We start from the raw sequence: 25,517 nt of genomic DNA, 5'->3' as shown, positions 1-25,517 counted from the left end.
CTTTTACTAGACTAAATAGTTGACAGTTAATTACTCTAATAAAAGATTCATACAATCAACAAAGGAAACATTGAAAATATGTTAGTTTTTATTATTCCGATTAAAAGTTCTAAAGTAGCAAAATCATGGACAGAACTATCTAAAATGTTTGAAAGATGTCTACAGTCTATCTGTAATCAAACCTCTTCAGAGTTTCATGTTATGGTAGTCTGCCATGAAAAACCTCAAATTAATTTTTATCATCCTCAAGTTCAATATATAGAAGTTAATTTTCCTATTCCTAGTTCGGACTACACCGAAAAGATGGAAGATAGAGCACAAAAAGTTGCTGCTGGACTATTAGCTGCTCAAGACCTTCAGCCATCACACATTATGAGTGTAGATGCTGATGACTGTATCAGTAATCGATTAGCAGCTTTTGTTAATCAAAATAAGCAAAGTAATGGTTGGTATATGGAGACTGGTTATGAATATGAAGAGGAAAGCAGCAAAATCATAGTTAAGAAAGAAAACTTTTATAAAGTGTGTGGAACTTCTAACATTATCAATTACCGTCTGTTGACTCTTCCAGAGAAAACACTGCCCTATGGACAGTTGACTGGTTATGATAGATTTTTATCAGGACATCCTCTGGCTAAAGGAGATTTAGCAGCACGCGGAACGCCTATTCAACCATTACCTTTTCCAGGCACAATTTATGTTAGAGATAAAATAGGCGAAAGTGTTTCCTTGCAGGAACCACTTGTTGCCAAATTAAAACGTAATCCTAAAGAAGCTTTTCGAGGCATAAAAAAACTTATTCTTGCCCCGTTTAATGAACAGAAACTTACCGATGAACTTCGTGCTGAATTTCATCTTTATCCTTTGTTGTAGTTACGTTATTTAATTCGCTAATCTTGAGAGTCAGGTTACGTGAGAAAATTTCTCAAATTCCTCGAAACAGGTTTTACAGTGGTATCCTTAATGCTTTATACAGGTGGTCCACTGACTGTTCTTGTTAAGGGTGGTGTAAGTGAGGGAGAAGTAGAATCTGCCGGAGATACTGCCATTGTCCAATTAACATTTATATTAATTTACGTTATTACTTTTTTTCTCCTAGCTATCCGTTGGAAAAAGACTGTTTATGTATTAACTAAAAATCAAAATATTGTTTTATTAACTGGGATTGCAGCTTTTTCTCTCCTATGGTCTGTTGATCCAACTATAACTTTTACACGTATTGTTGCACTTATAGGAACAACCTTATTTGGTGTTTATTTATCTGTTAGCTATAACAGTTTAGAAAAGCATTTATTAATAGTTAGCTTCACGTTTGGACTCATTGTAATTGTAAGTCTTATATTTTCTGTAGTATTGCCCAAGTATGGTGTCATGTCAGGTATCCACGCTGGCAGTTGGCGCGGCATTTACGTTCACAAAAATGCTTTTGGAAAGTGGATGGTTTTAAGCGCTATCATCTGTTTATTAAAATGTCTTAAAGTTGATAAAAAATACTTTATTTGGGAGGCAGCTTTAGGTTTATCAATTTTCATGTTAGTTCTTTCGAGATCTTCCGCAGCTATAATAGTTTTTTTAGATATGATTATCATATTTTCTCTCTTAAATGTCCTGCGGTTACAATATGATTTAATAGTGCCTATTATTGCTTTTATGATGTTAGTAACATCAATAACTACTTTATGGGCTGTAGATAATGCAAATGAAATATTAGGAGTCTTTGGTAAAGATACAACTTTCACTGGTCGTACTGATTTGTGGGAATTATTAATAGATATGGCATTACGTCGGCCTTGGTTAGGCTATGGATATGGTGCATTTTGGGGGTTGAACAGTGCTTCTGAAGAAGTATGGAGAGCTATTCCTTGGCATCCTCCAAATGCACATAATGGTTATATTGATATTTTGCTTAATATTGGTTTTATAGGATTATTCATCTTTGCCATTGGATTCATCAGAAATTTAGCAATTTCATTAATGTTAGTACGCCAATATAAGACACCCGAAGTGCTTTTCCCCTGTATGTTAATCTCATATTTTGCAATATCTAATTTCAGTGAGAGTGGACTAATGGTGCAAAATGATTTTGGTTGGGTAATTTATGTATCTTTGTCTTATTTGCTATCTGCATCATTGAATAATAAAAATCATAAGAGTCTCACAATAAATCATTATTGAAATAAATTATGATTGTACAAAATTATTATTTAAAGTTTAGCTTAAAATGTCAAGTTAATTTAAACTATAAAAAAGTGAAAAATGGATACAATTCGGATTGCCATGATAGGAGCTAGTCTAAAACAAAATGGTGGGATCGCAACTGTTGAAAATCTTATTCTCAAACATACTCCTCATCACATCAAAATTCAGCATTTTACTAGCCATGATGAAGGTTCTATTACACATAGATTGATAGTATTTATCAAGGCTTTAGTAAGCTTGTTATCGAAATTGATGTTTGATAAACTTGATATTGTATATATTCATTTGTCAGATGGCGGTAGTGTTTTAAGAAAAGCGATTATTGCCCTAGTTGCATTTAGTTTCCAGAAGCCTGTATTCATACATGCACATGGAGCAGAATTTCATGTAACTTACTCTAGCTTACCTAAGTGGACAAAAAAATGGCTGAATAGTATATTTCGTCATTGCAAGGGTTTTATTGTTCTGTCTAAGACTTGGAAAGATTATTATGTTATCAATATAGGTTTAGATCCTCAAAAGGTTTTTGTTTTGCCCAATCCCACAGAACTACCTATTGAGACTCCACAGCGTTTGAATACTAAAAAAGTAACTCTGCTTTTTTGTGGACGTGTTGGCCAGCGAAAGGGAGCATTTGATTTGATTAAGGCGTTTGCCAAATTACCTGATACGATAAAAAACTGCTCAAATTTGATATTGGCAGGAGATGGGGATTTAGAACAAGCTCAGAATTTAGTTGATAGTCTTAATCTTGTAGAATGCATTACTTTTTTGGGTTGGGTAAATTCAGAAAAAAGAAACGAACTTTTAGCTAGTGCTGATGTATTCATACTACCTTCCTATAATGAAGGTCTACCAATGGCAATATTAGAAGCAATGGCTTGGAGTTTGCCAGTCATAAGTACCCCTGTGGGAGGAATTCCTGAATTAGTAGTTTCTAAGAAAAATGGTTTTTTAGTTACTCCTGGTGATATTGAACAACTATCTCATACAATGCAGTCTCTGATTGAAAATGAGGCTTTAAGGTTACTTCTGGGAAAAGCTGCTAGAGAAACGATAATTCCTTTTGATATCCGTAAATACTGTTCTGAGCTAGTAGCATTATTTACTAAAAATCTGATTACAACTAATGCCAAGTAATTAAATATAGTTAATTTGAAGCACAACAAAGGTTAATCTACCAATTAAATAAAATATATGAAAGTCAACATTACAGGTGTACAAATTGATAAATATAGCTTTGAAGAAGTGGTTAAAATAATTGTAGACTATGCAATTATAGGGAGTTCACCCAAATATGTTGTAACACCTAATGCACAGCATATTTTAACATTACAAGAAGATATCAAATTTCAAGAAATTTATAACAATGCTTTTTTAGTAGTACCAGATGGTGTATCACTGCTATGGGCAGCGCAGTTTTTACAAAAACCACTTAAGGGACGGGTGAATGGTACTGATTTATTTGAAAAGCTTTGCGAAGTTGCTGCTTCTAAAGGATTAAAAGTATTTTTGTTGGGAGGTCGTCCTGGAGCATCTGAGAAAGCAGCAGAAGTTTTTCAAGCTAGGTATCCGAATTTGAAAGTTGTCGGGACTTATTGTCCATCTTATGGGTTTGAATCTAATGCCGCAGAACTAGCACTGATAAATGCCAAGATTATTGATGCTGCACCGCATATTCTTTTTGTTGGATTAGGCGCTCCCAAACAAGAGAAATGGATACATGCTAACTACCAACAACTAAATGTGCCGATTTCCGTTGGTATTGGTGTAAGTTTTGAACTAGTTTCAGGTATGGTGCAACGAGCGCCACTTTGGATGCAGAAACATGGATTAGAGTGGTTATTTCGCTTGATAGTAGAACCCAAACGCCTTTGGCAACGTTACATAGTTGGTAATCCCCTCTTCATGTGGCTGGTTCTGAAGCAGAAACTAGGATTATCCAAGTTTTAGTTAGGAATTACTTATTAATGAATAACGACTTTTTAGTAACTAGACGGCGTGCTATAAAATTAGGTTTTGGGATGTTTGCTGGTGGCGTAGGTGCTGTGACAACTTCCAAAACCATTGTTCTTAATCACCAAATTCAAGTACTTGATAATCCTAATAGGAAGTTTTCTATATCTGGTAATTTTTCTTTAAAAGAACGTGCTGCTGCTAAAGGATTAATGTACGGAGCAGCTATTCAATACTCTCAATTGTCATCGGATAAAGAACTTGCAAATATTGTAAAGCACGAGTGCAGAGTACTTGTCCCGGAATGGGAGTTAAAGTGGCATGTTGGCAAAAAACCTTTACGTCCTAGTCCATATAATTTTGACTTTACTAGGGCAGATTGGATGGCTAATTTTGCTAAAACTCATGGGTTGCTTTTGAGAGGTCATACTTTAGTATGGCACGAGTCTTTACCCCCTTGGTTTAAGAGTACAGTTAATAGGCAAAATGCAAAACAGTTTTTAGAAAGACACATTAAAACTGTTGTTAAACGCTACGCTGGCAAAATTCATTCTTGGGATGTTGTTAATGAGGCTATTGATACAAGTGATCATAGATCCGACGGTTTGCGAACAACTCCGTGGCTGAAACTTTTAGGTCCGAATTATATTGACTTAGCATTTCGTCTTGCTGCTGAGTCTGATCCACAAGCGCTTTTAGTTTACAACGATTTTGGTTTAGATTATGACACACCTCAAAACGAAGCTAAGAGGACTGCCGTTTTAAAGTTATTAGAACGTTTAAAGTCTCAAGGCACTCCGATTCATGCCCTTGGCATTCAAGCTCACTTGTCACCTAATCGTAATTTTAATCCTAAAAAGCTACGACAGTTTCTGAGGGATGTAGCTAGTTTAGAATTGAAAATTATGATCACAGAAATGGATGTGAAAGACAAAAAATTACCTTTAGATATTGTGGTTCGCGATCGCATTATTGCTGGTCTATATGAAGATTATCTTGCCGCAGCTTTGGATGAACAAGCAGTGATCGCTGTAATTAACTGGGGACTGAGCGATCGCTATACTTGGTTAAGTGAATTTCAACCTAGACGAGATCAAGCTCCTGTACGTCCTTTACCCTTTGATACTAAAATGCAACGCAAGTTAGCCTGGAATGCGATCGCCCGATCTTTTGATCAGGCTCCTGAACGCTAGATTAGTATAAAGTTAATCTTAAAGCCCAAAACCTTTAATTTTGAACCTTTAAAATATTATGTCAGCAAACCCCATAGAAGCTAGAGAACCTATCGATTTAGACTTCAGTCGTTACTTGTTAATCTTAAAACGGCGATGGCTGCCAGCCACTAGCATTTTATTGGGTACAGTTGCGCTGAGTGCTCTAGCAACGCTATATCTTAAACCATCCTATGAAGCCGAAGGAAAACTACTATTTAGAGTTCCCTCCTTTAAAGTAGTTGGTTCTAACCTCTTGCCTAGTACTTCTGACGGCGAAGAACCCGGCGATTTAAGATCCTTGGTAGCAACTCAAAATCCGATCAGTACGCAAGTAGAAGTAATTTCTTCTCATCCTTTGTTGCAGCGCACTATTGATCAACTGCAACTTCAAAATAACGAAAGTGAAGCATTAAAAGTTGAAGATTTACAAAAAAAGCTGACTTTAAAGATAGTTGGTGGTACAGATGTATTGCAGCTAGCTTATAAAAGCCGTAATCCTAAAGAAGCCGCGGCAATAGTCAACACCATCATGAATCTTTATTTAGAAAATGATATTTTGACTAATCGGGCTGAGGCAGAAGCAACGCGGAAATTTATGGCTAAACAGTTGCCACAAACTCAAGATGCCGTTGAAAAGGCAGAAATAGAATTACGCGTGTTTAAACAGAAGAATAACATTGCAGATTTAACTGAAGAAACTAATTCAGCCGTTGCTACTATCGGAGATTTAAATACTCAGATTAATACTGTGCGAGCGCAACTCAAAGATGTAACTGCTCAAACTAGTGAACTGCGTCAGAAACTCGGTCTCAATTCTCAACAAGCGATCGCAGTCAGTGCCTTAAGTCAGTCACCAGCTGTGCAGGAAATTCTCACACAACTTCAAGAAATAGAACGACAATTAGCCAGCGATCGCAGCCGTTTCCAAGAAAACAACCCTGTAATCGTTAATCTCGAAGCCAGAAAAGCTAATTTAACAGCACTTCTAAAACAGCAAACTATCCAGACTGTAGGCACATCAGTACAAGTTCCGCAACGCCTATTGCAGCTTGGAGAACTTAGACAAACACTAATCCAAAATTACTTACAATTAGAATTGCAACGCTCTGGCTTGTCAAATCGACTTGCTTCTTTATCTAACTCCCGTTCTGTTTACGAAAAACGGATGCAAATCATTCCTCAGTTGACACAAACTCAGCGCGAGTTAGAACGGAAGGTACAAGTTGCTGAGTCTACTTATCAAACTCTTTTAAAAAAGGTACAAGAACTACAGGTAGCAGAAAACAGAAATGCACCCAATGCCAGGATTGTAGCTCAGGCGACAATTCCTCAAAAGCCAGAATCAGGAAAAAAACTAATCGTTGTGGTTCTAGGAGTGATGCTTGGTGTCTTTTTGTCTACGACTACTGTTTTCTTCCTAGAAATGAAAGATAAATCTCTCAAAACATTAAAGGAAATAAGAGAAGTATTTGGATATACATTACTAGGTGGTATTCCCTTGACTGCTGCTAAATTACGCTCCCGCGATCGTCAAGTAGAACCCACAATTGCAGAAGTTGCTGTTAGAGATACACCTCATTCTTTAACTAGCGAAATGTATCGGATGATTCAAGCTAATTTGAAGTTTCTCAGTTCTGATAAAGTTTTGAAAACTATAGTAATTACTAGTGCTGTACCGAAAGAAGGTAAGTCTACAGTTTCAGCAAATTTAGCAGCCGCGATCGCTCAATTAGGCCGACGAGTTTTACTTATTGACGCAGATATGAGAGTTCCTTCACAGCATCATATTTGGGAACTTACAAATATAGCTGGTTTGAGTGAAATTTTAGTAGGTCAGTCTAAATTTGATATGGCTGTCAACAAAGTAATGGATAATCTTGATGTATTAACTGCGGGAGTTAGACCTCCGAATCCATTGGCTTTGCTGGACTCAAAGCGGATGGCAACATTAATCGAAGATTTTTCATCTAAGTATGATTTTATAATTATTGATGCTCCACCAGCCCTTTTGACTGCTGATGCTTTGGCTTTAAGCCAGATGTCTGACGGAATTTTGTTGGTAAGCCGACCTGGTGTAATTGATTCTAGCAGTGCATTGGCTGTTCAAGAAATGTTGAACAGAGCCAATCACAACGTCTTAGGTTTAGTGGTAAATGGAATCATTGACAAAAATGAATCTAGCAACTATTTTTACCATTCTTCAAAATATTTCAATTCTCAAGAATCAAGGAAAGAGGTTGTGTTACAAAATTTTAGAAGAAATAAAAGTTCTTCTCTATGATTCCAGTTTTTGATACACAACCCCATAGTATCCTCGTTATTAGAATTGGTACTCGTACGCTCCGATATCAGAAGCTGAACCAGAAGGACGAGGATTATTTAGAAAATCTGTTTTTATGAAGTTAACGCCACTATTAATTGCGGGGCTAGTAGTCTTTAATCGAAAATCAGCTGTTGAAGGATTAATAAACTGGGGGTTGGCAACAATGTCACTACTGAACACAGGATAGATTTTGGAACTATTGAAGTACATATTTTTTTTATAAGTGACATTTGTACTTAACCAAGCACTGTTAACCTTCTTATCAGGGGAAGAATAGACAATGTTATTGAAAAACATGACATTAGAAGATTCATCAGCGCCAAGTTGCCCCTTGGTGATTTCTGGGCTGAGGCTATTCAAGTAGAGTGTGTTGTTGATAACATCTATACGATCGCTGCGAAAACTAAGAATGCCTGAACCACCATTTTTATATGAGAGGTTGTTAGCAATCAAGGTTCTCCCTTGATATGCGCCTAATGTTGAACCGTTTTGAGTATTTTGACTATCATCTACAATGATGCCGTTGCCGTCTACTATTTTCCCGTTTACTATCCAGGGAATGTATTGTCGATTGTTGTAGACCTTGTTGTTAGTAACATACATTTTATAATCCGTCTTGTTGGTATCAGAGTTCCAATTCTGGTAAAGCACAATACCACTATTGGCATGGATAGAATACCAAGCATTATTAAATACTTCATTTCCATCTATAGTCAAATAGTCTGTTTGGGCTGCACCAATACCTGAACCTCCACAATTATGTACTTTATTGTTCAGGATACGTATGTGATGAGAATGAGTAGTTTTTTGTCCATCAATACTAATGCAGTTTCCGTTTGTCAGTGGGTTATTACCGTTGTATTGCTGACTCTTAGCATAATCAAGAGTGATATTAGCATTGTTTCCCTCGACCTCTAACCCTTTGATCTCAATATATGATGCTCCCTTGGTAATCAAAATTCCATGCCATCCGTTGTGTTTAATTTTGGGTGAGTGTCCCGGATATGCTTGGAACTTAATCCAGGCGTTGTTAGTTCCAGAGCGACTTAGGTATACCACATAACTAGGGTATGCATTTGTGTACACTCCGTTCATGATTAGCACTCTATCCCCAGGGTTTGTGAGATCTGCTGCCTTTTGAATTGTTCTAAAGGGCGAAGAAGTAGAGAGTCCACTATTACTGTCACTCCCGCTACCACTAACATAATATGTTGTCGGAGTTGCAATACTGATTAGCTTAGAGTCATGCTTTATCTCTTCTTCATGGTTAGATCCGGTCTGAATATTTGTCGCTGAAGTTGCTTTTTGTACATTAAAATAACCAACAAATACGCAGGAAAATACGATGGATAAGCTTGAAACAACACTTTTCACTAACATAGGAACACACTTTTATGAACACCGCCATCCAAAGATACTTTGAAGAAATAAGTGTGCCAACTGTGATTACACTAAACAACTATGTATGCAAAAGATAGCAACAGGATAATAACTTCATGTATTCTTCATAACTATTTATGTAGCGTATTTATACTTCAGATTGACCTTAACCTCATATTTTGTGTCTGCGATCGCCTTCTTAGATAATCCTGATTTTCGTTTCTTTCATCCATCGCAGACACATCTTTATCCACCAACCGATTTTGCCGATTATTGGGAGAATATAACCAGAAGAATAAGGAAAAGGAAAGTAATTAGATGAGCTATGGAGGGAATACTGGACTTATAGACTAGACATTTTATACAAAAATATTGATGAAAGTTGTAGAAGAAACTCGTACTCGATTGCGATTGCAGCATCGACCAATCACAAAATGGTTAAGTGGGATAAGTATTTTTGCAGTCTGTTTAAGTTTTTTGATTTATTGTCTATTTTTCGATGCTGCTTCAGCTCGTTTAAATTGCGATCGCCTTTCATCAAATCAAATTAACTGTGAATTGAAGCGGTTTAATTTACTGGGAAATGCAGAAAAACTTAAAATTTTTGACCCCCAAGAAGCATATATGATCACAAGAAGCGGTAGTAAGGGGGGAAAAACATATCAAGTTGTAGTTGTCACTTCCTTTGGAGAGTATGCTTTGTTGTCACATCTTAGCTATCAAGTAAACCAGGAAGTTGCTTTTCAAATCAACGATTTTATCAGCTCTCAGCGATCTTCTCTATTAGTGCAACAAAATCAGCGTAACCATATATTTTTTATCAGCTTATTGATGCTAATTCTGATGACTGTTGGCGTTTTTTTGGCAACATCACCTGTCAGCAATTGCACTTTTTATAAAACTCTTAATAAAGTATTAATAGAACGTAAAGGTTTACGTGGTCAAACAATTATAGAACATCCATTAGAACAAATTATATGTATTGATATTCAAGAAAAACAGTTTAAGTATTCTAAGCTTTATCGATCTGTAATCATAATGAAATTTGGTAAAAATATCCCAATTAATCCAGAATATAGTGATGAAAACAGCATTAGACATGCAGTTTTTAGAATAAATTCATTTTTGAGAAATTCACAATAATCAGTGAACAGTTTTCAGTTAAATGTTTACTGTTCACCGAACATCTATTATAACTAAACCTTTTTCAACCAGCTAAACATCGCACGTAAATCCTTACCAACTTCTTCAATGGGATGTTCGGCTTCTTGGCGACGCATGGCGGTAAATCCCGGTTTACCAGATTGATTTTCTAAAACGAACTCCCGTGCAAATTGTCCTGATTGAATTTCACTGAGAATCTTTTGCATCTCAGCTTTGGTTTGGTCATTGACAATCCGCGGACCACGGGTATAATCGCCGTATTCTGCGGTATTAGAGATGCTATCGCGCATTTTAGCTAAACCACCTTCTACAACTAAGTCAACAATTAATTTGACTTCGTGAAGACATTCAAAATAAGCTAATTCTGGTTGATAACCTGCTTCTACCAAAGTTTCAAATCCTGCTTTGATTAAAGCACTCAAACCACCACATAATACTGCTTGTTCACCAAACAAATCGGTTTCAGTTTCTTCGCGGAAAGTTGTCTCTAAAATTCCCGCACGAGTACCACCAATACCTCTAGCATAAGCCATCGCGCGATCGCGCGCCCGACCGCTAGCATCTTGATAAATTGCAAACAGCGCTGGTACACCTTCTCCTTGTTCATAAGTTCGCCGTACCAGATGTCCCGGCCCTTTGGGTGCTACCATCACTACATCTACGTTAGCAGGTGGTACGACTTGTCCAAAGTGAATATTGAACCCGTGTGCAAAAGCTAACACGTTTCCCTCTTCTAGATTTGGTTCAATCTCATTTTTGTAAATTGTTTTTTGCACTTCATCAGGTAACAAAATCATGATGAAATCAGCCGCATTGGCTGCATCGGCAACATTTTTCACAGTTAAGCCGGCCGCTGTGGCTTTTTCTACTGACTTACTACCCGGATATAAACCCACAATCACATTCAAACCACTATCTTTAAGATTGAGGGCATGGGCATGACCTTGGGAACCATAGCCGATAATCGCAATAGTTTTTCCCGCCAAAAGGTCTAAATTGGCATCTTCGTCATAATACATCCGGGCCATAAGAAGCATCTCCTGTCAGCAAGCATCGTCATTTATTGGCAGGCTTTTGATTGTACCCCAAATTGAGGAACCAAAGGACAACCGTAATTCGTAATTAAGAAAGTCTGACTTGATTTGGGTTTGCATCTGTCAAAAACGAAAGCGATCGCTAGCTCAACTATGGAAATATTGACTAGAAGTATGGCAAATATCGTGCGGTGGCATCTTAACCTCCAAATAAAAGCCCCTGGTAAGCACCAGGGGATTTATCTGTAATATGCCATCGACTCTATTCCTATTCATGAGAATGGCATCTGTCGGACTTACTTGCATCCCCAATATGCAATTATTGCATAATCTTAATTCTTATTTTGCAATATAGAGGAATTATTGCAGAGTGCAGAGGAGAAAGCCTTGGCTTTATACCCGCTTCGCTTTCTTGCTTTATAAATGTACTCTCAGACTAAACAACACAAAAACGTCATGTTAGTATGATGCCAACTCTGTGGATATGCTTATGACCTTACAGTAAGAAACCCTAGAAAAAACAGCAGAGGATTTAATTCGCTTGCGATTGACTACCAAGGTACGAAATTATGTACCTTTGATGATTAAACTTTCAACGCCCGATATTAAGTATTACCCTAATGTCATCTTTTGCACCATGAAATTGTAGGAGAAGTAGATGCCTTTAAAAAATTACGGTGTTCTCAAAGGTCGGGCTATAAATCGCAAGCTGGGTGAGGGACCATCTCCCCATTACCAAGTGCTTGTGACTGACGAAAAACAAAAGCATCGCATCGCTATCAACGTTAAATCAAAGCAAAGTCCATCAGAATTGCTTTACTTTGTAGACGAGAATTTCTCTCATCCAATCACTAAAGAACTACAGGAATTGGATTTCGGCTTCAATGAGTTGACAAGCAAACCTGGAGGATTAGCTTTAGACTACATTCGAGGAAATTTGTTTGATCCACAACAGATGAAACCGTTGCCGTACAACGTACCAGGGCCAGATAATGACCTCAACGAATTACTAGAACTATACATTGCACGGGCGATCGCTTCACCAGATGCAGTTCTCTATCCTTTTGGTGAAAAGTGGGGTCCAGAACAAGATATCAAGGATAAGTATTTTGGTTTTCTCCCTGGTAACGGTATCCATGACATCCACATGAACCAGGGTAATGCTGCTCAATTTCAAAAAGATAACGGTGTTTGGCAAGATGGTGGTCTGTTGATTCACTACCCAACCCGAAATCAATGGGTAGGCATCTTTTTAGCCTTCCAATCCCAAGCATTCCATACCGATGATACCACAGGTAACAGAATAGATACAGATGATGTGGTAACACCAATTGCGGTAACTTCGGCGGTTCGCATTATTGCTGCTTTGGTAAATCCTTCAGGAGATGATATAGGTAAGGAGACAGTGACTTTAATTAACACCTCACCAGATAAAATTGACTTAAATGGTTGGGCATTGGCAGACAGAGCCAAGAACAAACAATCTATAAGTGACATTATCAATGCGGGTGAAACTCTAAAAGTATCTTTACGTCAAGACGGTATCCAATTAAGTAACAATGGTGGGATCATCACTTTGCTTGATGATAAAGGCATCAAGATTGATGGTATTTCTTATACCAAGCAAGATATTCAAAAGCAAGGTTGGACAATTGTGTTTTGATTAGTCAACGAAGAAACAGGAGGCAAATGTAGTCGGGGTTTCAAACCCCTGCTTCTTTTGATCAAAAGCTAATCAACTATTGAATTTGTAGAACAACTAGCGTCATATCATCAGTATTTTGCTGACCATTACCGATGAATTGTTGAACTTGGTCAAATAGATAATCTACAATTTCTTGTGGCCCGTTGTAGTAGCTGCAAGCTACACTGAAGGCGGTAACGAAGTTTTCTTCATCAAAGCGATCGCCACTAGCCGCAGCCGCATCAGTGAGACCATCTGTATAATAAATTATTGTATCCCCAGGTTCTAACTGTGCCTGGGCATTTTCATATTGGCTATTAGCATCTAAACCAATCAACATTCCTAGGGTATCCAACCGGGTGATAGTTTTTGTGGCTGCGTGCCACCACAAGGGAGGATTATGGGCTGCATTACTATAGGATAAAATCCGTGTCTGGGGATTATATTCTGAATAAAACAACGTGACAAAACGGTGGGAATTTTCCAAATCCGCATACATAACTCGATTCAAGTTTTGCAAAATTCCAGCGGGAGAATTACCATGCAACACCTCTCCTTTCAGCATTCCTCGCATCATTGTCATAATTAAACCTGCGGGGACACCCTTACCCATAACATCCCCAATTACCAAACCCCAACGGCCAACTTTTTGAGCAATTCTGTTGCTAAGTTGAATTTGATTGTGATTAGTAGGAATAAAATCGTAGTAGTCTCCACCAACGCGATTTGCAGGTTTACACCTTGCAGCCAGAACTGCACCAGGAATAATGGGACATTGACGGGGTAAAAGTCGCCGTTGAATTTCTGCGCCAATTTCTAGTTCTTGATCTAAGCGTTCTTTCTTTCTGAGTTCTACTGCTAATTCATCGTTTTCAATTGCTACCGCCGTTTGATCTGCAACTAACCGAACTAACTTTTGTCTGGTATCTGTCCAACTATATTCTGGATCGCGGCTCAAGACGTAAAGCCACCCTCGCTCCGTATGTTTGACCAGAATTGCTGTACCAAATACTTGTACGTCTGGTCCCAAATACTGATGCATTTGGTCATCCAAAATCCCTGTAGCAGTTGCTAAAGGGGCAGTACTGTGCGGGAGGATGATTTGACTACTAGCTGTTTCTAAAGCTTTACGGATGTTCTTTCGCTGGCGACTGTCCTGCCAGTGTAACTGTTCTAGTCTGACTTGACCGTTAGGTTTGTAAAGAAACAAAGCACTGCCGTCTGCATCTGTAACTCTTGTTGCCATCAATGGAATCAGCTCTAAAAACTGATTCAAGTTATTAAAACTTCTGAGGGCAAATCCTAGAGAACTGAGCAAATCTTGAATTTTATTTTGTTCTCGGTGCAACCGCGCCACAAGTTCTTTAAGTGCCACGACTGGGGTGACATCTGTCGTGGCACTACTATTACTATCAGTGGGTTGAGAGGGCAGTTGAGACACAGTACAGTTATTATTGCGCTTAGAAGCAACAGATATAGATTATTTATAAACTCTTTGCTTTTGGCATTGCTAAACCATATTGAGACAAGATTTGTCCCTTTAGCAAGAGTAGAAAGACGTAGGATGCGACTTGATACAAGTATTGCATTTGCTTGTGACTTTTCTAGATAAATATAGTAACTTCTTACAACTTATTTTTAATGGCAAATTCCTGGCAAAAGTCAGTAATTCTTCTCAGCATTTAGAAAGTTACTCCATTTTCCATAACTTAATTAGCAAATCATACTACTTTAGACATAGATAAATCTTTTAGTAGCAAAATTATTTTGTTATGGTTTTCGATTGGTTAATCAAGCTAATAAGATCATAGTCTAGTGGATAAGAGTATTCTCAGAGATTAGCTTCAGGGAATAAAAAGCTAACAATCACATCTAAAACTGAAAATCAGCAAATTTTTAGATGCACTTTAGCTTACTCAAAAAATAACTATAGCGCTTATCCTTTTAGTGAGGTACATCTCGTTGAGTTCAAGGACTAGTGGTTATAACATTTCACGAAATATTTGAAACAGATGATTGGTCTTTAATTTTTTCCCCCTGGTTACTGAGCGTAGTCGAAGTATGCTCCCTGCTCCCCTCCTGACTATTTGTATCAATTTTTAAAGTGAAACGGTATTAGTGGCTATGTACCTCATGTAATTGAGAACTGCTATATAAAGCTAGTGACATTTGGTTAAGAAAGACCATTACCCAAAATTTTTAACTTTAAAATTCAACTAGTCATTGTAATTAGAGTGTTATATTTACGACTTTTAATTTACCGCTAGAGAATATTTGCAGGTAATTTTGTCAGGGCGATTTGCCATAAACGGATAAGATGCTCCCAGAACAACAGCGTTAAAGTAAGGTTTTAGCAGAATTTACCATACTTGATAGCAAACTAACAGTTTTAGGACTTAGGTTTTTGCCAGTATTGTATTTCTAGTTAATCGCAATGACAATACCAGAGTACTAAGTCCTAAAATAATTTGGTTTTCTCAGAAAAGAGCTTAACTGAAAAATTTGAAATTAACCACTCAATAGAGCTTCGACAAACTCGTAGCTAGAAAAAGGACGTAAATCTTCAATTCCTTCGCCAGCCCCAATAAAGCGAATGGGTAAACCGAGTTGCTGCACAACGGCCAGAGCAACTCCTCCTTTGGCAGTACCATCCAGTTTGGTTAACACTACACCGCTAAGTTGAGCCGCTTGGGAGAAAACTTCAGCTTGCCGCAAGCCATTTTGACCCAGAGTAGCATCTAAAACCAACAGAGATTCGATTTTGGCCTTAGGGGCTTTTTTATCGATAATCCGGCGAATTTTGCTGAGTTCGTCCATTAAATTTTTCTTGTTTTGCAGTCGCCCAGCAGTATCTACCAAAAGTAACTCAGTTTCTCGTGCTTGGGCAGCGGCGATCGCATCGAACACCACAGCAGCCGGATCTGTATTCTTCCCAGGATTAGAAATTACTTCTACGCCGCTTCTAGTACCCCAAACCTTCACCTGTTCTACAGCAGCAGCCCGGAATGTGTCTGCTGCCCCAATTAGGCATTTATAGCCCGATTTTTGGGCTAAGTGAGAGATTTTGCCGATCGTAGTGGTTTTACCAGCGCCATTAACCCCAGTAATTAACCAAATATTCAGAGTTTCTTTGTCTGGAGCAAAGCTAGATTTGTGGGATTCCTTCAGCGGCTGATCTAACATATCCCGCAATATTTCTTTGAGGAAAGCGATCGCTTCTTCTGGTGCAGTAACTTCTGCTCGTAGTTTTTTCTGTAATTCGCTAATAATGTAATCTGTTGCTTCTACACCCACATCAGCTTGCAAAAGTGCAGCCTCGATTTCTGCCACCGCCGCTTGGTTTAACGGCCCTTGCCCAACGATCGCCTTCAATTGATTGAGAATGTTACGACGGGTTTTATCTAACCCTTGCCGTAACTTCTTCAACCAAGTAATCTCTTCAATAGAAACATCTTCTGGTCGCCTACCTTGGGCTGCCAAAACTTCTGTTGACCACATAAATCCTTCATCAAAAGCCAGTTCAGGTAGTACCTCTGCTGTTTCTGATGTGGTAGTTGTCGATGCTACAGCAGGTGTTAATACTTCTGGTTCTGGTACTTCAATCGCACTAGCTATTAGTCGTTCTTGCTTTGCTTGCCGTTCTGCTGCGGCTCTTTCTAAAAAAGATAAATTTACTGGTGTTGCTTTTGGTGATTCGGTTTCTTCTACTATTAGTTCTGGATTAAGTGTTACTGGCTCCTCAGTAGTTTCTGCCACCGATTCAACCTCTGAGGTAGATACAAGCTGTTCCTCAGTAATTTCTGTAACCGAATCAACCCCAGCAGTAGATACAGACTGTTTCTCAGTAATTTCTGCTACTTCCTCAGTGGTTTCAGCAACAGTTGCAGCTATCTCTGGAGATTGTGCTGTTTCATTGGCTTCAGCTACGGTAGAAACTGCTTCTGGTGGTTGTGCGGTTTCTATCGCCTCGGTTTTTGGTATTGGTGATGAGGCAATTTCTGAGTTAGGTGGCGTTGCAACTTCTGGAGATTGTTGTTTTTGCTGGATATTTTTATAAGCAGCTTTAGCAAACGCCAACAAATCTGTACTTGAATCTTGTGCAGTTTCTGTTGTTGGGTTTGCCGTTTCGGCTGGTTCTGGTTGGGGTTCTTTTGCTAAAGGAGTTTCTTGTTGTGTTTTTTCAGAGGGGGTGTTAGAAGAATCGTTGTGTTGACGACGGAACCAATTAAAAACCATTGCACCTAGCGGTATTAGTTGTTATATGGATTATGAGTTATTAGTTATAAGTTTAATTTAACTCTTTACTCTTTCTTGGGGTAAAAACTTCCGGGTTATCCTCACCTCTTATACAGCAGAGGGGCAGAGAGAAAAGATAATTAGCCGTTGTTCTGTCCCTCTTAAATTACGAATTACGTAGCTTGCTTCTCGCCTTTGGCGAGTATTACGAATTACGAATTACGATTATGCAGTCTTTTTTTGCTCTGTAACTCGGCGTAGAACACCGTTAATGAAACGATGACCATCGTCTCCACTGTAACGTTTGGCTAGCAACACAGCTTCGTTAACAACTACGCTGTCTGGAAGTCCTAAAAACAGCATTTCTCCTACAGCTATGCGGAGGATATCTTTATCGATTTGGGCTAGGCGAGTGACTTGCCAATCTACCAAAGCAGAACCGATTCGTTCATCGATCGCAACTCGCTCTTCATTGACAAGTTTGACAATTTGGATGGCATATCTGCCAACTTCCCGATCTTGATTAGCTAGCTGAATTAATTCTGGAAATTCAACTGCTGCACCCAGTTGATTGATTGCTGTTTGGGTGCATTCAATCGCCTCTTTGAGCATAGTTCTAGCACTATTGAGATCTGAGGCACGAGTTTCGCTAGTTAAGAGGCGATCGCTGCTGCGTTGTAGTTCAGCAGCAGCATTATCTAGACTATCTTGCACTTCTGATCTGAGGGTGCGTACTGTTGCTAGCACCAACTTGGGTAGATGTTCTTCGGTTATTTTTTTCGCATTTATCGGCAATTGGCTAAGACTTAACAGCGCCAATTCACGAGCAATTTGCTGGGGTTTTCTGTCTTGCATGGAAGTGAGTGTCTAAGCACTAATTAAAGGGTTAGGAGTTAATACATTGTGGCAGAGTCAGACAACCATCTTATCTATATTGCTGGTGAATTTACCGGATTGACTTTAAGTTGAAGTTTCTTCTACAGGAACACTTGGGCGCTTGGTTTGTAGGGTTGGTGTTTCCAAATTATGGTCTTTAGAAATCATTAAGGAAGGCAGGGAAGCGTTTGGAGATACAATACCGCCAGAAACTACTACCTTAAAAGCGTCTTCTACCGACATTGATAGGTTTACTACTTCGTCCTCTGGAACGATCGCATACCATCCTGTAGTTGGGTTTGGGGTGGTGGGAACAAAAATACTCAGCATGGGGCGAGACATTTGAGCTTGAATATCACTACCAACTGCACCAGTGACAAAAGCGATCGCCCACATTTCGCGCCGGGGATATTCTACTAAAATTACCCGACGAAACCTATTATTGGAATCTTTTAGTAATGTTTCTAAAAGTTGTTTTAGAGTTTTGTATACCTGTCCAGCTAAGGGAATCGCCTGCAATAACCGTTCCCCAAAATCTAATAACCAGCGCCCAGCAATATTCCGAGCCATTAACCCAATTAACAAAATACTCAGTAGTGGTACAGCCAGTCCCACTGCTAAATTAAGTAGATTTACTAATATAGGGTGTAACCCATCAAAGGGATTAAGTTGTTTGGGAACTTGAGTGAGGAAATTAATGACCCAACTGGCAATAGTAATCGTTAGCCAGATAGTGGTTGCTAGCGGAATTATCACCAACAAACCAGCAATCAGGTCATTTTTTAAATCCTGTTTTAAGCGGTTAATTCCCAAGCCCGTATTCTCCTTTTCTAGGCTAGTGGAACGTTTGTTATTGGTACTCATACCAGCAGATTTGTCCAATTGTAAAGACATCACTTGTGGCGTTTTTTTGCCCCAAGCTTTATACCCAAAACTGCAAGCATCCGGCTTACTAACACAAGAATACGCACTGACTGCTGAATGTTTTTCTACAACCGTACATATTGTCATGCATCAACCAAAATGATGGCTGGTTTGTCTTTGAGAATGTTACTTTTCTTTGTATGACTTGTAAATGATTGTTGCAAGCCTCTGGGATATTACTAATCTTACCGCGCTCTATCAAAAGCTGCCTACGATTCCCAAAGTACCACAGGCTCAACAGATGATTAGTTTTAGCTAGTGACTTGTGCTGACGAGTTTCGACTACTTCGACTGCGCTACTTCGACTGCGCTACTTCGGCTACGCTCAGCTAAACTCAGTACAAGTCAGTACAAGTTCGCTCAACTCTCGATTCTTCCGTTGGTTGAGCGAAGTCGAAACCAACGGCTGCGGTAAATTCATTAATGGAATTTACCTTATTCCAGTCTACTTACATAACATGAATAAAAAAGCTTAAACTGCATCAACTTTTGTGGTTGTGGAAGCTGTGTTAGGTATTTCCATATCTGGAGATATTTTTGCTTCTAAATTGGGGGTGGGTAGATGCTGCATTTCCCAAACTTTCAGCAAAATCAGGTATTCATAAAATGCCTGCAATGTACACCAAGCCATACCAGCACGTCCATCGAGACAACCACCTAAAATAAAATACATATATAAAAAGCGTAGTAAAGGTCTAGCGGGTAAACGCAACGACAAATCCTTGAGGGCGCGTCGTCTTTCAACTTCCGACTTGCCTAAGAACAAATCTCGCCAGTTAACTTTACCTTGTTGTAATTGATATAAAGTTTCCTTGGCTTCATCCGTGGAATAACGGTTATGTTTTTCAATCCAGCGACTTAAACCTTTGCTAGAAGTGTAATGAGGATAGGTTTCCTTTAAGAAACTGGTGACACCTTCACAAACTTCCCGTTCAGTATGACCGTAGTCTGTAAACCAAACTTTACCATGACGGAACAAACGCATTTGGTAACGGGGATATTGGGTACTGTAACGAATCCAATGATTCATAAACATTACGCGTTCAGCAACGTAGTAGCCAATATAATCTGGATTTTGACTTGCCTGTACACATTCAGCAAATAATTCTGGTGTCATGCGTTCATCGGCTTCGAGAATATAAACCCACTCATATTTAGGAGGTATAGATTCTAACATCCAAGTACGTTGTTGTCCGTGACTTTTAAAAGGATGTTGGACGACGCGGATAGGATAACGGCTGGCAATTTCTACAGTGCGATCGCTACTGCATGAATCCACAACTATAATGTCATCTGATAGCATTGCCGATTCAATACAAGCAGCAATATCTAGTTCTTCGTTATATGTGAGTATGTAAATTGAGAACATTTCTAAGTTTTAGTTAATATAGGAATCCGGTTTGATTTGGTGAAATTACTTGCATAGGTAGGGAACAAGGCTCTTTGAGGTATAGTTAGCTTCGTAAAAATCAAATATGAGTCCTATAGTTAATAGTTAAAGTTAGGAGTTAGGAGTTATAGCAGTTTTCTGATGAATTAAATTCACAACTCTAACCCCTAGCCCCTAGCCCCTAGCCTCTTTTCCCCATTGCTTTAAGAATTAACGTGCAGTTGCTTTACGTCCACTACTTTGTAAGCCACCCACACCACGTAACCCTGTCCAGCCGATAATAATGTAACCGATAGATAACAGTAAACTGCTAATACCAATCCGTAAACCAGATTTCCAAGCGTTGTCTTTAGCTTGTTTTTGAGCTTCTTCCTTGCGCTGGCGAATTTGGCTCAATCTTTGATTTGCCAATCCTTGAGGATCTGTTTGTTGGGCAATAAACTTGTCAAGTTCTTGGGGATTTGCTTTAAATTTCTTAAGTAATTCTTTCTGCGCTTGCGGAATTTGAGGGTTATTAAGTGCTTGTTGATATTTTTGATCGTCTTTGAGCAGTTCACTAAACTGAGCTCTCGCTTGGTTCCGCAACTGTTCTAACTGAGCTTTTCCTTGGTCGTTGTTGAGTTGGGCTTGAAATTGAGATAATTGGTTTTTCAGCTGGTTTTCTGCCTGTTCAGCATCTTGGTTAATTTGATTTACCGTTTGAGCGCTAGCTTGACGGACATTGTTGAGGTGCAGAGGAAAAATCAGCAAGAAAATTAAACCCAAAACACTGGATAGTATCAAGGCGGGAAATCTTAAGTCTACAGCTTGTGGGCGATCGCTATCACTAGTAGCTTCATTCATCCAATAGCCAACGAACAACATTCCCAAACCTACCAGAGGCACAATTCCTCTATCCACTAGTGCAGTTGCTAGATTGATTTGCCATGCTCTATCAGTTGGCTGGAAAGGCAATAATAGAATCAAAAAGTCAAGCAAAAAGGACAAAATTAAGATGATTCCCACCACTTTTAGTGTGAGAGCAGCGTTAAAAGAGGTAAAACGTTTAGTCATAGTTGTTTAAACTTGTGGTAGATCAGAGTGATTGTCCTATTTAAAGTTACTTGAATATTGTTCCCATGACCCTGCCTATTCCATCAACCTGTCTGTTATATGGGAAAAAGGTAAATAGAATACTGGTCAGGGTTTTCGGCCTCTTAGTTTGAAATTACACCACAGTAACATTTGTTATCTTGAGTGTCTTCAGGAAATTCTAGGTGTTTCAAGATACGACGAGAGTAGCTAGTAGAGACGCAATTTACCGCTTCTATAAGACCAACTATCTACTTTGAGCAAGCTCGTTCCCAAATCGGCAGATCCTCTGGAAAATCAACATCAGCCAAAGGTGGCAAATATACAAGTGATATCTTGAGTTCCTCAGCAATGTCCACAGTTTGTTGCAATACTTGAGAGGTTCCCCAGTTGATGTTAACGAATAATTCTGGGATGAGGCGACGCAAACCAATCAAATAGTAACCACCGTCAATTGCCGGGCCGAGTACAAGATCACAGGTATGCAGTTGTTCAAAGGCTTTGGTAAGAATCTGGGAATTTACATCAGGGCAATCAGTGCCGATAACAATTACTTGTTCTCTACCAAATTCAAAGGCATCGAAAAGCGATCGCGCCATCCGTAAACCCAAATCTCCCTCACCCTGAGACTGGTAAAATAAATCCAGCCCCAGCCAATTCTGCATTAACTGCAAATTACCATCACTAAACCGCACTTCTAAAGATATATCAGTTGCTTTTTGTAATTCTTTAACCTGAGATATCGTATGTTCAGTCATTTCTCGTTGCAAATTAGCAGCGCCAACAGCGCCCAAAGCAGGTATCATTCTGGTTTTTGTCTTTCCTGGTTCGGGATAACGAGTGAAAATAATTAAGTGCTGCTTGAGACTTTTGGATGATTTCAGCACACAATTTTTACCTTGTTAATAAAATTAAATTGTATTAGTTTGTTAAGCCTTAAACAGTGCTTTAGTCAGTAGGTTGGGTTGACGTAAGGAAACCCAACACCCTAATCTTGACGGTTTTAGCACCTAATACCTTAATTTGAGTTAACTAAATAGAAGTTACGCACGGCTTATGATTTTATGTCATTACGTTTGCTCTTAACGTTCCCGCAGGGTACGCAGCGAAGTAATGGCAAGGGCTTAGTTTTTCATTACGAGTACTAAAAATATTTTAATAGCAATAGTCACCGTCACTATTAGCTCTAGTATGCTCTTTTGCGGTTCGCATTGCGCCTAAAAGTGTGGAGATATAGACACAACGTTTAACTTTACCACCATATTTGCTAGATAACGTGATTCGTCTGAACACATTAACATTACCTTTGTAGTCAAATTGAGCTTTGCGTATTCCATTTGACAATTGCAAAGTTGTCTCAGAATCTAAGCGCACGTTGGAATCTAGGTTATTCCATTTAGCAGCAGATGGATTAACTGTAGCAGGATGAACTGCCCATTGAATAACGCCATTTTGTTCACGAAAACTAACTTGCCAAGTTAATTTTTCTTTAGTAGCTTGGCTTTGGGCTTGACGCATAGCAAGATAAACTTGATTTTGTGCAGTGTTGAGAGACTGAACATTAACGAAAGCCAGCCAATTAGGTACTGCCAAAGCGCCTAATATACCAATTATCATCACAACTACTAACATCTCTACTAACGTGAAACCGCTATTAGAGTGATTTTTAAAACATTTGTTTTTATTAATTAAATATTGTTTCTGTACAGACTTATTTACGTCCATCTGCGGTTAATTAAGTAAGTCGGCTGGAATAAAACTATGTTTCACAATGTAAAATTATTGTAATTAATTTTGTAGTAAAGACTTTATACCATTTCACGAAATTATTGATACAAATTACTTTTCTTACTCCCCCTGCCTCCGGTCACTGAGTTTCGACACTTCGACAGGCTCAGTGCGGCGCTGCGCGGCAGTTGAGCGTAGCCGAAGTGCTGCTTCCCCTGCTTCCCCTGCTTCCCCTGCTTGCCCAAATGTATCAACTTTAAAGTGAAACGGTATTAGTCCTCTAAAAAAGGCTAAAGCCCTTACTACAAACTTTTAACTTTTTGTGCCGTCCTACTTACTTATTCGTGTATCTCACCCAGATGTTGAGGACAGCTCAAGTGACTTAGATTCTGTTTTTAAGTTTGTGAGTAATGCTGTAGAAAAAGTAGCAGGTAAAACAAGAATAATAACAGTTTTAAATAACAACTTCAAGGTAAAACTTATCCGTTGAAGTCTCGAAGCATCGTTGATAAAATACTTCCATAAAAATATGGCAGCAATTACACCTTTACGACGATTATATGGTTGTTGTAAAGCTTTGCAAGTTAGATATTTATAAAGATTTGCTAGACTTAAATGCCAAATATTTTTATTTATTGATGGTCTTAATTTACAGCCATGTTCAAGCACTTGCAGACAAGCTTGTTCTTGCCTGACAAGATTAGTAGACAATGAATTAGCACTGACTCGATACAAAATATGTACAGATGGTACACCTACGAAATTATATTTAGCAGCTAATCGTAACCACATATCCCAATCTTGAGCAGCTTTGAGTGATTCATCAAATCCGTTCAATTTAATTAAAGCTTCTCGATAAATCAAAGGATTAGAACCATTTTCTAAAAAGTTATTTACTAGCAATTTTTCATAAACATCTCCATTGAAAGTGTCATGTGTACCTGAATATAAAAAATCACCATTTTCATCGATATAATCAGTCCAGCTATAAGCAACTTTAGCATCTATATTTTCTTGCAAAGCCTGTAATTGACTTGCTAGTTTATCAGATGTCCAAAGATCATCTGCATCTAAAAAACTCACAAATTCCCCAACTGATTGATGTAGCCCACGGTTACGGCTGACGTTTCCACCAGCGTTTTCAAAAGAAAATATTTTTATCCGGGAATCTTGAATTTGCGAGATAATATCTAAAGTTGAGTCTTGTGAACCATCGTTAATGATAATTAATTCAAAATCTATAAACGTTTGGTTTAAGACAGAATCTATTGTTGCTTTAATGGTTTTTTCACTATTGTAAGCAGGAATTACAACAGAAATTTTTGGTAATTTTTGGCTTGAATCAGTCATTTTTTATATTTATATTGTTGACTGCAAGCTGATTGAAATAGAACATCAATGAATAAAAAGGACTTAACATACTACTCAAATAAAACTCAATTTCAAACAGTGCAATGATATTGTTTTCTAATTGTCCTCTATATTTAACGCGATGATGTAAAATTCGGCGAAAATTACCTAAAATAGTTTTGCAAACAAGTATTGGTTTTTGCCAGTTTTTTGCGTTGATTAAGCGTAATTGAAAAATGCACAAACCACATCCACGCGCTAGATTCATTAAATAATCTTTTTCTAATCGCCAATGTGGTATTTGATGATCAACATGCATTGCAGGGTTATACCAAATTTCCCAACCGGATTTGTGTAGATGCAGGAGTATTTCTAAGTCATCTCCACTAACCATTAACTTACCGATTCTACCCTTCAAGCTTAATTGTTGAGGTACACTTTCACACCAAGCTTGCTTGCGAATCACCAATGCAGCACCAGGAGGAAGGATTAATTTATCTGCATCAAATAAATATGATTTTTGTCCATGTTCTCTAATAGCTAAAAAAGCCTGGATTCGAGAAAAATTTTCTGGCGGTTTTACTTCATAAGCACCGTGGATTTGACCACTCCAAGCACCAGCCTGGGGATGTTCTTGACCAAAAATGTAAGACTGTAAAACCCAGTCTGGTGCAGGTAGATTATCGTCGTCTAAAAAGGCAATAAACTTTCCTTTGGCCTCGTTGACAGCCCGGAGACGTGCAAAGGTTATTCCTTGTTCTGTTTCTAAGCAGTACCTTAATTGAAAATTGCTATTAAATTTATATTTTTCCTGATAATTCTGAACTACTTCAAATGTATCATCAGAACTATTATTATCAACAATAATGATTTCCCAATAAATGTTTTCTAATCCCGTCTGTGTCAAAAGCCGATCTAAAACTTGAGGAAAACGTTTTGCTCCATTATATGTGGGAATGGCAACTGTAAAATCTAGTTCGTTCATAAT

The 25,517-nt window shown here is 38.4% G+C and carries 20 protein-coding genes; 8 read left to right on the top strand and 12 right to left on the bottom strand.

Annotation, left to right across the window (positions count from 1 at the left end; genetic code table 11):
• The first annotated feature begins 78 nt into the window (after nucleotides 1-78).
• The 6 genes from QI031_RS09985 to QI031_RS09960 all read left to right on the top strand — a co-directional run bounded on the left by QI031_RS09985 (nucleotide 79) and on the right by QI031_RS09960 (nucleotide 7,650).
• Nucleotides 79-873: a glycosyltransferase family 2 protein gene (locus tag QI031_RS09985; protein WP_281485023.1), complete on the top strand. Its 795-nt coding sequence runs from the start codon at nucleotides 79-81 to the stop codon at nucleotides 871-873.
• A 90-nt stretch (nucleotides 874-963) separates the two neighbouring features.
• Nucleotides 964-2,175, top strand: coding sequence for an O-antigen ligase family protein (locus tag QI031_RS09980; RefSeq protein ID WP_281485022.1), 1,212 nt, complete (start codon nucleotides 964-966; stop codon nucleotides 2,173-2,175).
• Between the two features lie 81 nt (nucleotides 2,176-2,256).
• Nucleotides 2,257-3,339: a glycosyltransferase family 4 protein gene (locus QI031_RS09975; RefSeq protein WP_281485021.1), complete on the top strand. Its 1,083-nt coding sequence runs from the start codon at nucleotides 2,257-2,259 to the stop codon at nucleotides 3,337-3,339.
• Nucleotides 3,340-3,396: 57 nt separating this feature from the next.
• Entirely contained in the window at nucleotides 3,397-4,152 is a 756-nt protein-coding gene (locus QI031_RS09970; RefSeq protein ID WP_281485020.1) for a WecB/TagA/CpsF family glycosyltransferase, read from the top strand.
• A 17-nt stretch (nucleotides 4,153-4,169) separates the two neighbouring features.
• Nucleotides 4,170-5,348, top strand: a complete 1,179-nt coding sequence (locus tag QI031_RS09965; RefSeq protein ID WP_281485019.1) for an endo-1,4-beta-xylanase — start codon at nucleotides 4,170-4,172, stop codon at nucleotides 5,346-5,348.
• A gap of 58 nt (nucleotides 5,349-5,406) precedes the next feature.
• Complete coding sequence (locus QI031_RS09960; RefSeq protein WP_281485018.1) at nucleotides 5,407-7,650, top strand: GumC family protein; 2,244 nt, start codon at nucleotides 5,407-5,409, stop codon at nucleotides 7,648-7,650.
• A 39-nt stretch (nucleotides 7,651-7,689) separates the two neighbouring features.
• Here QI031_RS09960 and QI031_RS09955 read toward each other — a convergent pair whose 3' ends face one another.
• Entirely contained in the window at nucleotides 7,690-8,787 is a 1,098-nt protein-coding gene (locus QI031_RS09955) for a right-handed parallel beta-helix repeat-containing protein (RefSeq protein ID WP_281485017.1), read from the bottom strand.
• A gap of 660 nt (nucleotides 8,788-9,447) precedes the next feature.
• On the opposite strand from QI031_RS09955, the gene QI031_RS09950 reads away from it, so the two are divergent.
• Nucleotides 9,448-10,215 carry a hypothetical protein gene (locus QI031_RS09950; RefSeq protein ID WP_281485016.1) on the top strand — a complete coding sequence of 256 codons (768 nt, stop codon included), beginning with the start codon at nucleotides 9,448-9,450 and terminating at the stop codon, nucleotides 10,213-10,215.
• Between the two features lie 53 nt (nucleotides 10,216-10,268).
• On the opposite strand, the gene ilvC is transcribed toward QI031_RS09950, so the two are convergent.
• Entirely contained in the window at nucleotides 10,269-11,264 is a 996-nt protein-coding gene (gene ilvC, locus QI031_RS09945) for a ketol-acid reductoisomerase (protein WP_281485015.1), read from the bottom strand.
• 664 nt (nucleotides 11,265-11,928) lie between these two features.
• On the opposite strand from ilvC, the gene QI031_RS09940 reads away from it, so the two are divergent.
• A complete protein-coding gene (locus tag QI031_RS09940; RefSeq protein ID WP_281485014.1) occupies nucleotides 11,929-12,933 on the top strand; it encodes a DUF2278 family protein in 1,005 nt (334 codons plus the stop codon).
• A gap of 76 nt (nucleotides 12,934-13,009) precedes the next feature.
• On the opposite strand, the gene QI031_RS09935 is transcribed toward QI031_RS09940, so the two are convergent.
• From QI031_RS09935 to hpsE, 10 genes are all read right to left on the bottom strand, one after another.
• On the bottom strand, nucleotides 13,010-14,395 hold the full coding sequence (locus tag QI031_RS09935; RefSeq protein ID WP_281485013.1) for a PP2C family protein-serine/threonine phosphatase: 1,386 nt from the start codon (nucleotides 14,393-14,395) through the stop codon (nucleotides 13,010-13,012).
• 1,067 nt (nucleotides 14,396-15,462) lie between these two features.
• Complete coding sequence (gene ftsY / locus QI031_RS09930; protein WP_281485012.1) at nucleotides 15,463-17,190, bottom strand: signal recognition particle-docking protein FtsY; 1,728 nt, start codon at nucleotides 17,188-17,190, stop codon at nucleotides 15,463-15,465.
• Between the two features lie 225 nt (nucleotides 17,191-17,415).
• Nucleotides 17,416-18,045 (bottom strand): transcription antitermination factor NusB, encoded by a 630-nt coding sequence (gene nusB, locus QI031_RS09925; RefSeq protein ID WP_281485011.1) that lies wholly within the window; start codon nucleotides 18,043-18,045, stop codon nucleotides 17,416-17,418.
• A 105-nt stretch (nucleotides 18,046-18,150) separates the two neighbouring features.
• The gene (locus QI031_RS09920; protein ID WP_281485980.1) at nucleotides 18,151-18,930 is read right to left on the bottom strand and encodes a DUF502 domain-containing protein; all 780 of its coding nucleotides are present in this window, start codon (nucleotides 18,928-18,930) and stop codon (nucleotides 18,151-18,153) included.
• 532 nt (nucleotides 18,931-19,462) lie between these two features.
• Nucleotides 19,463-20,359, bottom strand: coding sequence for a glycosyltransferase family 2 protein (locus QI031_RS09915; RefSeq protein ID WP_281485010.1), 897 nt, complete (start codon nucleotides 20,357-20,359; stop codon nucleotides 19,463-19,465).
• 231 nt (nucleotides 20,360-20,590) lie between these two features.
• On the bottom strand, nucleotides 20,591-21,433 hold the full coding sequence (hpsJ-B, locus tag QI031_RS09910; RefSeq protein ID WP_281485009.1) for a hormogonium polysaccharide biosynthesis protein HpsJ: 843 nt from the start codon (nucleotides 21,431-21,433) through the stop codon (nucleotides 20,591-20,593).
• Between the two features lie 269 nt (nucleotides 21,434-21,702).
• Nucleotides 21,703-22,338: a TIGR04282 family arsenosugar biosynthesis glycosyltransferase gene (locus tag QI031_RS09905; protein ID WP_281485008.1), complete on the bottom strand. Its 636-nt coding sequence runs from the start codon at nucleotides 22,336-22,338 to the stop codon at nucleotides 21,703-21,705.
• Nucleotides 22,339-22,606: 268 nt separating this feature from the next.
• On the bottom strand, nucleotides 22,607-23,176 hold the full coding sequence (locus QI031_RS09900) for a prepilin-type N-terminal cleavage/methylation domain-containing protein (protein WP_281485007.1): 570 nt from the start codon (nucleotides 23,174-23,176) through the stop codon (nucleotides 22,607-22,609).
• 354 nt (nucleotides 23,177-23,530) lie between these two features.
• Nucleotides 23,531-24,529, bottom strand: a complete 999-nt coding sequence (locus QI031_RS09895; RefSeq protein ID WP_281485006.1) for a glycosyltransferase — start codon at nucleotides 24,527-24,529, stop codon at nucleotides 23,531-23,533.
• Nucleotides 24,522-25,514, bottom strand: coding sequence for a hormogonium polysaccharide biosynthesis glycosyltransferase HpsE (gene hpsE, locus QI031_RS09890; RefSeq protein WP_281485005.1), 993 nt, complete (start codon nucleotides 25,512-25,514; stop codon nucleotides 24,522-24,524). Before hpsE ends, QI031_RS09895 begins: the two co-directional genes overlap by 8 nt.
• Nucleotides 25,515-25,517: the final 3 nt, after the last annotated feature.

Source organism: Halotia branconii CENA392, from assembly GCF_029953635.1.
In the GTDB taxonomy this organism is placed as follows: Bacteria; Cyanobacteriota; Cyanobacteriia; order Cyanobacteriales; family Nostocaceae; genus Halotia; species Halotia branconii.
This window is presented reverse-complemented; position numbering and strand designations above follow the sequence as displayed.